Here is a 10,690-nt window from a genome sequence, read left to right as displayed (position 1 = left end):
GGCCACGGTGTACTGCACCGGGCGCAGCGTGCGGGGCGGGCTCGCGAGCGGGCCGTCGCGGCCGGAGACGATTGAAGAGACGGCGGAGCAGGTGACGGCGCTGGGCGGGAAGGGCATCGCGGTGCGGGTGGACCACTCCGTGGAGGAGGAGGTGGAGGCGCTGTGTCAGCGCATCCGCGCGGAGGCCGGGAAGCTGGACGTGCTGGTCAACGACATCTGGGGCGGGGAGACGCTGCACGAGCTGGGGCTGCCGTTCTGGAAGCAGTCTCCGGCGAAGGCCCGGCTGATGTTCGACCGCGCGGTGGGCACGCACCTGGTCACCAGCCGGTACGCGGTGCCGCTGATGCTGGAGCGTGACCGGGGGCTCATTGTCGAAGTGACGGATGGGGACTCGTTCGGGTACCGGGGCGGCGTCTCGTATGACGTGACGAAGATGGCGGTCATCCGGCTGGCGTTCGCGATGTCGCGCGACTTGCGCCGCACGAACATCACGGCGCTGGCGGTGACGCCGGGGTTCCTGCGCTCGGAGGAGATGCTGGATGGCTTCGGGGTGAAGGAGGCGAACTGGCGCGACGCGGTGAAGAACGTCCCGGACTTCATCGCGTCGGAGACGCCGTCGTATGTGGGCCGCGCGGTGGCGGCGCTGGCGGCGGATCCGGACGTCCGGCGCAGGGCGGGGCGTGTGGTCGCGTCGTGGACGCTGGCGCGCGAGTACGGCTTCACGGACCTGGATGGTTCGCAGCCGCACTGGGCGGAGCACTTCGAGCGGACGTACGGCAAGCCGTACACGGTCGCGGACGACGCGGCCTATGCGTCGTGGCAGGGGGGCTCCATCGAAATCGTATGCCCGGACTGGCCGCGCTATTGAGTGCGCGCACGGCCCATCCCCGGCGGCCGGGCGAAGCGGTATGGTCTGACGCAAGAGGTCGCGCACATGGCCAAGGGGCACCGCAGGAACGACGAGCCGGATCGGATCGACGAGACCCGGGTCGCGCCGCTCGACGATGACCTGGACGAGACGGATCAGGTCCAGACCGAGCAGACGCAGGTGCCGGCCTCCGTGCAGCGCGATGTCGCGGAGGCAGCCCGGTCGTCGCAGGGGAGCCCCGGCCGGAAGTCCTGGGGCAACCAGGCGCGGACCGCGCCCCCCACGGCCCCGCGAGCCGCCGAGTTCACGGGCCTGGAGACGCGGATGGCGCCGCCGCCGGTCCCCGACGAGGACCTGGTCCTGGAGACCCGCGTGGATGGGCTTCCGCCCCCCGTGCCCGTGGAGGATGGCGACGAGGACTACACCGCGCCGGAGACCGCCGTGCGTCCGTCGCGCGGCGGTGCACGCGAGGAGGGGCAGGGCCTCCCGGAGGTTGCCCGTCCGGGTCGTGCCGCGCGTGGAGGTGGGCAGGGCGCCCCGTCAGGCCGCGCGGTGACCCGCGAAGAAGGGCAGGACCTTCCGGAGATCATCCGCCCAAGTCGTGGCGGCTCCCGTGATGAAGGGCAGGGGCGTGCGGACAACGCGCGTCCGGGCCGTGGTGGCTCACGCGAGGAAGGGCAGGGCCTTCCCGAGATCATCCGTCCGGGTCGTAGTGGATCCCTCGATGAGGGGCAGGGCCAGCCGGAGAACGCCCGTCCTTCGCGCGGTGGTAGCGCCTCACGTGGCAATGGCGGCTCGAAGGAGGAGACCTTCGAGCTGCCGGAGATCATCCGCGCGGGCCGTGGCGCCGAACTCGACGGAAGCTCCTCCGAGCCTCCTCGCAAGGTCAGCCGCCCGGAGCCGATGATCTTCGCGCCGCTCCCCTCCGCGCAGGCGGCGAGCCAGTCGGAAGCCACGCCCGAGCTGCGCACCATGTTCGCGACGCACTCCGCGCTGCTCGCGGAGCGCCTCAAGGCGGAACTCCAGCACAAGATCTACGGCCGCACCCCGCACCGCATCCTGCGCGTGGACGAACCCGAGGGCCCCAGCACCGCGGGCGGCAAGCAGGCCCGTCAGGCCATCTCGCTCGTGGACCGCAAGGGCGTCGCGCCGGCGCTCGTCGTGGGCTGGGTGGACGTGGCCAAGGGACAGGCCGCGCTGCGCAACCACGAGGCCGTGGCCAGGCGCTACGAGTTCCAGCACGGCACGCCCCTGGAGCTGATCCCGGAGGAATACGAGAAGTTCCTCACCGACGTGGACGAGGTGCTGCGCACCGCCGCCATCCAGGTCCGCATCCTCGTGCCGGATGAATCCGCGCCCACCCGCGCCACCGTGGGACAGCAGGCACCGCGCGCCACCGGCGTCGCCGTGCGCTGGGTGATGCTGCTCGTCATCATCGCCTTCCTGCTGGGACTCGCCGCTGGAGCGAAGCTGCTCCACGGCGGCTGAGTCCCGCTCCGAGCCTCGGATGGCGGCCTCGCCGGCCTGTGGCGTGCATCCTGCATAACGCGAAGGAATGACGCCTCCTCCACGGCGAAGCGTGGCCACGGTGCCGCACTACGAAGGAAGAGGCTTCGGGGACTGACATGCGACGCAACACTCAGGGAATGAAGCTCAGGCGCGGTGCTGTAATGGCGGTGCTCATCGGGCTCGTGGGTACGCTCGCGCAGGCCGCGCCGCCCCGGTGGAGCGTGCCACGCGATGCGCGAATCGAGCACCTGGAAGCCCGCATGGCGGAGGGCCCCGACAGGGATCACTGCGGCGACTTCACGCTCTCGGCGGAGGAGACGCTCACGTACCTGCGCCTGGCGACGCTCATCCCGGACGTGGAGGTGCATGGCCGGGTGGAATGGGTGGGCTGCGTCGTTCAGGGCACGCTGGTGTCCGGCAAAGGCAAGCAGCGCAAGGAGGTCAAGTTCGAGATCTCCGCGACGCTCGCGGCCCGCCTCGACGCCCCCGTCAACGGCATGCGCTACCTCGTCTGCGAAGGCGCCTGCGACGCGAAGATGACCGCCCTCTACGAGAAGCGCGCACGGCAGGAGCAGAAGTAGGCCTGTCCATTGGAGGATGGGCGCCAGCGCACCGGTGCGATGGCCGGAGCGCCGCGCCCCTTCCACCTTGGTGCCTCCCCATCCCGCTGGAGGCCCCATGGCGTCACCCGCTCGCCGTCCCAAGTCCCACTGGCGCAAGCTGCTGGGCGGCTGCGTCGTGTCCATCGCCCGCGTCTTCGCGCCCACTTCGGTGCTCGCGGATGGCCCGCCGGTGCTGGATGGCCGTCCGCGTTACAGTCGCGTTCCAGTCCCCGGGCGGGGCTCTCAATCGCTCGGAATCCAAGGCGTGGATCCGCGCCTGCCCGGATGACGCGGGAGTGAGAGCGGGGCGGGGGGCCCCGTGGTACGGTGCTCGCGTCATTTTTCCGGGGGGACATTCACGAGTGCCCGCCCTGGAACTTCGTGAGCCCCACCATGCGCAGACTTTCTCTGCTGGCCCTCTGCCTCGCCGTCGCCACCGCGTGTTCGCGCGGCGACAAGGACGCGAAGGGCGGCCCCTCGGAGACCGGCACCGCGCCGGCTTCGTCCTCCAAGTCCCCCGGCCTCGCCGTCGAGCCGCTGCCCGAGCCTCCCGCGCTGAAGATCGACGCCCAGGACGTCGCGGCGCAGGGCCCGCTGTCCATCGCGGCCGCTCGGCCGCAGGGACAGGTCTACGGCAGCGCCCGGCCGACCATCACCTTCACCAAGCCGATGATCGCCCTGGGCTCCGTCGCCGCGGAGCGCGGCCTGGCGGCGCCCGCGACCATCACCCCCGCGCTGGAGGGTGAGTGGCGCTGGCTGGGCTCCGCGAGCGTGGAGTTCGTGCCGAGCTCCCCCGCGAAGATGGGCACGCAGTACACGGTGACGGTGCCCGCGGGCCTCAAGGCCATGGACGGCACCGCGCTGGCGGAGCCGTACCGCTTCCAGTTCGAGACGCCGCGCCCCACCCTCCAGTCCGCGCAGCCGGACGCGAACTTCCGCTGGCTGCAGCCGGAGCAGGTCTTCACGCTGACCTTCAACCAGGCCGTGAAGGATTTGGCGCAGCACGCGCGCCTGACTCCCGCGACCGGCGCTCCCGTGCCGCTCACGCTGGTGAAGGCGACGCCGTACGCGGACCTGAAGGAGACGCAGGTGGGCAGCGGCCCGGAGCGCCGTTCGCAGGACCGCCGCGTGAAGTACGAGCTGAAGCCCGCGCAGAAGCTGCCGGCGGGCACGCAGTTCACCCTGGTGGTGGACGGTGAGCTGACGGGCACCGAAGGCCCGCTGCCCATGGGCGAGCCGGTGAGCTACGACTACGCCACCTACGGCCCGCTCAAGGTGGAGTCCACGGGCGCGTGCGTGTTCACGTGGGGCGAGGAGAAGTGCTCCTACGGCCCGCTCATCCTCTTCACGTCCAACGAGCTGGACGTCGCCTCGCTCAAGGGCAAGGTCACGCTGGAGCCGAAGGCGGAGATTGATTGGGAGCGCGCGCAGACGCAGCTGCCGTGGTCGGGCGCGGAGGTGAAGTTCCCCTACGTGTCGCTGCCCGGCCGCTACCGCCCCGGCACCACGTACAAGATCAAGGTCGCGGAAGGCTACAAGGACCTCTTCGGCCAGACGGGCCCGGCCTTCCAGGGCCAGGTGAAGCTCTCCGACGTGGAACCCTCCTTCGACTCCGGTGCGACCGAGGCGCTGGTGGAGGCGTCCGGTGACGGCTCCATCCCGCTGACGACGACCAACGTCCCGGAGGTGCAGGCGGAGGTGTGGGCGCTGTCCCCCGCGCAGCTCGCGCAGCTCATCGAGTCCCGTGACGGGTGGCCGGCCTCGGAGCCCTACCGCACGACGGTGGACACGAAGGCCGCGCGCAACGTGGAGCGCAGCACGCCGTTGGATCTGCGTCCGGCGTTCAACGGGGCGAAGACGGGCCTGTTCCTCGCGCGGCTCACGGCGCCGTCGCTCAACCAGAAGTACCCGCGCCGCGTCATCGGGCAGGTGACGGACCTGGCGGTGCACGCGAAGCTGGGCGCCGCCTCCGGCATCGTGTGGGTGACGTCACTGGCGACGGGCGCTCCGGTGCCGGACGCGCAGCTGACGCTCTGGGACAAGGGTGGCGCGGAGCACTGGACGGGCAAGACGGACGCCAACGGCCTCGCGAAGGTGCCGGGCCTGTCGGAGCTGCTCCAGCCCAAGAACGAGTCCGCGTGGAACACGCCCTGGGCCATGGTGTCCGCGGTGAAGGACGCGGACATCGGCGTGACGCTGTCCACGTGGGAAGGCGGCATGTCGCCCGGCGCGTTCTCGCTGCAGAGCGCGTGGGAGGGCCGCGTCCCGGACAGCCTGGGCTTCGTGTTCGCAGACCGTGGCATCTACCGCCCCGGTGACGACGTGATGCTCAAGGGCGTGGCGCGCTACCGCCGCCTGGGCGTGCTCAAGTCGCCGCCCGCGAACGCGAAGGCGCAGATCACCGTCACCAGCTCGCGCGGCGAGAAGATCTTCCAGACGGAGGCCGCCGTCACGAAGTACGGCACCTTCCGCGCGGACCTCAAGCTGGGCAAGGAGCTGCCCCTGGGCTACTACGACGTGGCCGCGAAGCTGAAGGTGGGCGGCGAGTCGCTGAGCTACGGCGGCACCTTCCGCGTGGAGGAGTACCGCGCGCCGCAGTTCCGCGTGGACGTGGCGGTGCCCAAGAAGGACGTCGCCGCCGGCGAGCCGCTCACCGCCCGCGTGGACGCGCGCTACCTGTTCGGCGGCGCCATGGGGGATGCGCAGGTGCGCTGGAGCGTGCAGCGCCAGAGCTCGTTCTTCATGCCCCCGGGCAACGAGGCCTTCACCTTCGGGGTGAACACCTGGTGGTGGGACGACGAGCAGCCGGAGCACAGCACGGAGTCGTTCGGCTCCGGTGATGGACGCACGGACGCGCAGGGCCAGCTGGCGCTGGCGCTGGGCACGGCGGACGCCCCCGGTGGCAAGACGTGGGAGTACACGCTGGAGGCGGAGGTGGAGGACGTCAACCGCCAGCGCGTGGCCAACCGCAACCTCGTCATCGTGCACCCCGCGGACGTCTACGCGGGCCTGCGCATGCTCTCCACCGGCTTCGCGGAGGCCGGCAAGGAGGTGGGCCTGGAGCTCGTGGCCGTGTCCCCCGAGGGCAAGCGCCAGGAGGGCGTCGCGGTGGACGTGAACATCAAGCGCCGCGAGTGGAAGTCCATCCGCAAGAAGGGCGACGGCGGCCAGTGGTTCACCGTCACGGAGCCGGTGGAGACGGAGGCCGCGAAGTGCTCGGTGAAGAGCGCGGCGACGCCGCAGCAGTGCAGGTTCACCCCCGCCGAGCCCGGCCTGTACGTGATGGAGGCGGTGGCCACGGACGCGAAGGGCCGCAAGGCGACGACGCGCGACTCGCTCTACGTCACCGGCACCGGCTGGGTGTCCTGGCAGCGCAACGACACGGACCGCATCGACCTGGTGGCGGACAAGCAGCTGTACGACGTGGGCGACACCGCGAAGATTTTGGTGAAGAGCCCGTACCCGCAGGCGGAGGCCATCCTCACGGTGGAGCGCGAGGGCGTGCTCAGCGTGCGCCGCGTGAAGCTCAAGGGCAGCGCCACCGCGCTGGACGTCCCGCTGGGCGAGGGCGCCATCCCCAACGTCTACGTGGGCGTGGTGCTGGTGCGCGGCCGCGTGGAGGCGGCCAAGGGCATCGAGTCCGGTGACGACCCGGGCCGGCCCGCCGTCCGCGTGGGCTACACGCAGCTGCGGGTGGAGAAGAAGTCCAAGCGCCTGGCGGTGACGCTGACGCCGGACGCGCCCGAGAAGCGCCCGCGCGACAAGGTGACGGTGAACGTGGCGGTGAAGGACGCGGCGGGCCAGGGCGCGAAGTCCGAGGTCACGCTGTGGGCCGTGGACGAGGGCGTGCTGCGGCTGACGGGCTACAAGACGCCGGATCCGCTGGACGCGATGTTCCAGGAGCGCGGCCTGTCGGTGCGCATCGGCGAGCCGCTCATCCACCTGGTGCTGCGCAAGCTGTACGGCGAGAAGGGCTCGCGGCCGGGCGGCTCCGGCGGCTCCGACACCACGGGCTCCGGCATCCGGTCCAACTTCAAGACGACGGCGGTGTTCCAGTCGGTGGAGACGGACGACCAGGGCAACGCGAAGGTGGAGTTCACGCTGCCGGACAACCTGACCACCTTCCGCATCATGGCCGTCGCCGTGACGGACGCGGACCGCTTCGGCGTGGGCGAGAGCAAGGTGCAGGTGGCCAAGCCGCTGCTGGCGCTGCCGGCGCTGCCCCGGTTGGTGCGCGTGGGTGACAAGGCGGAAGCCGGCGTGGTCATCCACACCACGAACCCGGCCATCAAGGAGGCCAAGGTCACCGCGAAGCTCACGGGCGTGCGCGTGGAGGGTCCCTCGGAGAAGACGGTGTCGCTGGACGGCAAGGCGCGCGAGGTGCGCTTCACCTTCGTGGCCGAGCAGCCGGGCACCGCGGTGCTGCAGTTCGCCGTCGCGGGCGGCGGGGAGTCCGACGCGGTGGAGCAGAAGATCCCCGTGCAGCTGCCCGTGGGCATGGAGGCGGTGGCCACCTACGGTGACACCACGAGCGAGCGCGTGGAGGGGCTCCAGCCGCCGGGCGGCGTGCGTCCCGGCATGGGCGGCCTCACGGTGACGATGTCCTCCACGGTGATGGGCGGATTCGACGAGTCCATGAACCAGCTGGTGGACTACCCCTACGGCTGCCTGGAGCAGATGTCGTCGCGGCTGGTGCCGTTCGTCGCGCTGCGCGAGCTGTCCGGCAAGTTCGGCGTGGCGTGGACCGGCGGAACGGACGAGCAGAAGCAGGCGTTCGTGCGCGGCTTCCTCAGCGAGGACGCGCTGAAGACGCAGGGCACGCTGGATCCGGACACCGTGGTGATGGCGACGGTGCGCAAGATTGAAGCGCTCCAGAACCACGACGGCGGCTTCCGCTTCTGGGCGTCCAACGACTGCGCGTCGCCGTATGCCTCCGCGTACGCGACGCTGGCGCTCGCCCGGGCCAAGGAGGTGGGCTACGCGGTGAACGCGAGCGTGCTGGACAAGGCGAAGAAGTACCTGGCGGACAAGGTGGCGGCGGGCGTGTGCACGCAGTGCCCGTACGGCTGCACCGCGCCGGGGCCGGAGACGCGGGCCTTCGCGCTCTACACGCTGGCTCGCATGGGGTCGCCGCGGCCGTCGTACTACAACGAGCTGTTCGAGCAGCGGCAGAAGCTGCCGCTCTTCGCGCGGGCGATGCTGACGGACGCCATCTTCGTGGGGAAGGGCAACCGCGCGCAGGGCCAGAAGATGCTCCAGGAGCTGCTCAACACGGCCCAGGAGACCGCGGCGGGCGTGCACTTCCAGGAGACGGACGCGAAGACGTACGCGCCGCTCTGGTCCTCCGACACGCGCACCACGGCGCTGGTGCTCCAGACGCTGGTGGACGTGCAGCCGGATCACCCCTACGTGTCGAAGATGGGGCGCTACCTGGCGTCCGCGCGCCAGGGTGACGGGCGCTTCCGCAACACGCAGGAGGCGGCCTTCACGCTGATGGCGCTGTCGGAGGTGGTCCGCCGCAAGGAGACGGCCGTGCCGTCCTTCGAGGCGGTGGTGAAGCTGGGCGGGCAGGTGATTGCCTCCGCCGACTTCAAGGGCCGCGACCTGGGCGTGAAGACGGTGCAGGTGCCGGTGGAGAAGCTGGGCCCGGCGGACAAGGCGCAGCCCTTCACCTTCGGCGTGAACGGCACGGGCAACCTCTACTACGGGGCGCTCTTGCGCTACGCGCCTGCGCAGCTGCCGGTGGATCCGTTGGATCGGGGCATCATCGTCCAGCGCTGGTTCGAGCCGTACTCGGGCGGTGGGCAGGCGAAGGCGGCGCGCGCGGGTGAGCTGGTGCGCGTGCGCGTGCGCGTGGCGACGCCGATGCAGCGCAACTTCGTGGCGGTGGACGTGCCGCTGCCCGCGGGCCTGGAGCCGGTGGACACGTCGCTGGCCAGCACGGCGAGCCTGCCGGGCCCCGTGGGCTCCGGCGAGGAGGAGGGCCCCGGCGAGGGCTACGAGTACGAGAGCGAGGAGGACCTGTCGGAGACGGACGAGGGCAACAACGTCTGGGCGACGCGCTTCTGGTCGCCGTTCAACCACACGGAGATGCGGGATGACCGCGTGGTGTTCTTCGCGGACGAGCTGCCCCCCGGCGTGCACGTGGCGAGCTTCGTTGCCCGGGCCACGACGCCGGGTGACTTCCTGCTCAAGCCCGCGCACGCGGAGGAGATGTACACGCCGGAGGTGTTTGGCCGCTCCGAGGGTGGACGCTTCCCGGTGCTGATGCCGGAAGAGGTCGCTTCGAAGTGATGAAGCGCCTCACGCTTCGCGGGATGATGCGCGCCGTGGCCCTGGCCGCGGTGCTCGGGGTGGTGGGCTGCGCGGGCTTCATCGCGTGGCCCCTGCCCGGGACGTTGTTGTCCCGCGAGGCGCTGTCCTCGCTGGTGCTCACCGACCGCACGGGCCATGCCCTGCGCGAGGTGCTCTCCCGCGAGGACGGACGCAGTGTGGGCCTTCCGGGGGGACGCATTCCCCCGAAGGTGCGGCAGGCCTTCATCGCCGCGGAGGACCAACGCTTCACGTCGCATCCGGGCGTGGACGTGGTGGCGGTGGCCCGGGCGGCGCGCGACAACGTGCAGGCCGGGCGCATCGTGTCCGGCGCGTCCACGATTCCGCAGCAGCTGGCGCGCAGGCTGGTGCCCCGCGAGCGTTCGTGGTGGGGCAAGGCGGGCGAAGCGCTGTGGGCGCTGCGGCTGACGGCGCACCTCTCCAAGGAGCAGGTGCTGCTGGAGTACCTGGACCGCGTGCCGCTGGGGAACTCCACGTTCGGCGTGGAGGCGGCGGCGCGGCGCTACTTCGGGCGGCCCGCGGAGCGGCTGTCGGCGGGACAGGCGGCGCTGCTCGCGGGGATGGCGCGGTCGCCCGCGCGGAGGGACCCCTACCGGCGTCCGGAGATGGCCATGGCGGGGATGCGCGACGTGCTCTCGCGCATGGTGGAGGAGGGCTTCCTGACGAAGGAGGAGGCGAAGGCGGCGGAGGAGACGCCGCTGGACCTGGTGCCTCCAGAGCGCGTGTTCGAGGTGCCGCACCTGACGACGGCGCTGCTCCAGCGGCTGCCGGAGCTGGGGCTGGACGGGGCCTCGCGCATCGAGACGACCATCGACCCGGCGCTCCAGGCGGCGGTGGAGAAGGCGATTACGGAGGAGCTGCGGGGACTCGCGCACCGGCGCGTGGGCGAGGCGGCGGCCATCGTCCTGGACAACGCGACGGGCGAGGTGCTCGCGTACGTGGGGTCCTCGGACTTCCTGGATGAGGAGAAGGGCGGGCAGAACGACGGTGTGCGTTCGCTGCGTCAGCCGGGGTCGGCGCTCAAGCCGTTCGCGTACGGGCTGGCGCTGAGCAAGGGCTTCACGCCCTCGAGCGTGCTCGCGGACGTGGAGGTGCACCTGGCCACGCCGGGCGGCGCGTACGTGCCGAAGAACTACGACCGGCGTGTGCACGGCCCGGTGCGGCTGCGGGCGGCGCTGGCGTCCAGCTACAACATCCCGGCTGTGCGGGTGGCGGACGCGCTGGGGCCGGAGCAGGTCTTGCGCGTGCTGCGCGAGGCGGGCTTCCAGAGCCTCACGGAGAGCGCGTCGCACTACGGAGTCGGCATCGTGCTGGGCAACGGCGACGTGACGCTGCGCGAGCTGGCGCGGGCGTACCGGGGGCTGGCGCGGGGTGGGGT

General features: G+C 71.4%; 6 protein-coding genes. All 6 read left to right on the top strand.

Annotated features, from left to right (window positions below; genetic code table 11):
- The coding region (locus tag D7X55_RS27565) for an SDR family oxidoreductase (RefSeq protein ID WP_121724610.1) at positions 1 to 868 on the top strand (868 nt) is incomplete at its 5' end.
- A 66-nt stretch (positions 869 to 934) separates the two neighbouring features.
- On the top strand, positions 935 to 2,356 hold the full coding sequence (locus D7X55_RS27560) for a hypothetical protein (RefSeq protein WP_121724609.1): 1,422 nt from the start codon (positions 935 to 937) through the stop codon (positions 2,354 to 2,356).
- 137 nt (positions 2,357 to 2,493) lie between these two features.
- A complete protein-coding gene (locus D7X55_RS27555; protein ID WP_147442979.1) occupies positions 2,494 to 2,958 on the top strand; it encodes a hypothetical protein in 465 nt (154 codons plus the stop codon).
- Positions 2,959 to 3,055: 97 nt separating this feature from the next.
- A complete protein-coding gene (locus D7X55_RS42980; protein WP_147468310.1) occupies positions 3,056 to 3,268 on the top strand; it encodes a hypothetical protein in 213 nt (70 codons plus the stop codon).
- 104 nt (positions 3,269 to 3,372) lie between these two features.
- The gene (locus tag D7X55_RS27550) at positions 3,373 to 9,273 is read left to right on the top strand and encodes an Ig-like domain-containing alpha-2-macroglobulin family protein (protein ID WP_121724608.1); all 5,901 of its coding nucleotides are present in this window, start codon (positions 3,373 to 3,375) and stop codon (positions 9,271 to 9,273) included.
- On the top strand, positions 9,273 to 10,690 hold a 1,418-nt coding region (locus D7X55_RS27545; RefSeq protein WP_199747173.1), incomplete at its 3' end, for a transglycosylase domain-containing protein. The genes D7X55_RS27550 and D7X55_RS27545, both read left to right, overlap by 1 nt.

It is taken from the genome of Corallococcus sp. AB049A, from assembly GCF_003668885.1.
Taxonomy (GTDB): Bacteria; Myxococcota; Myxococcia; order Myxococcales; family Myxococcaceae; genus Corallococcus; species Corallococcus interemptor.
The sequence above is the reverse complement of the archived record's forward strand: the minus strand, read 5'-3'. Positions and strand labels throughout refer to the sequence as shown.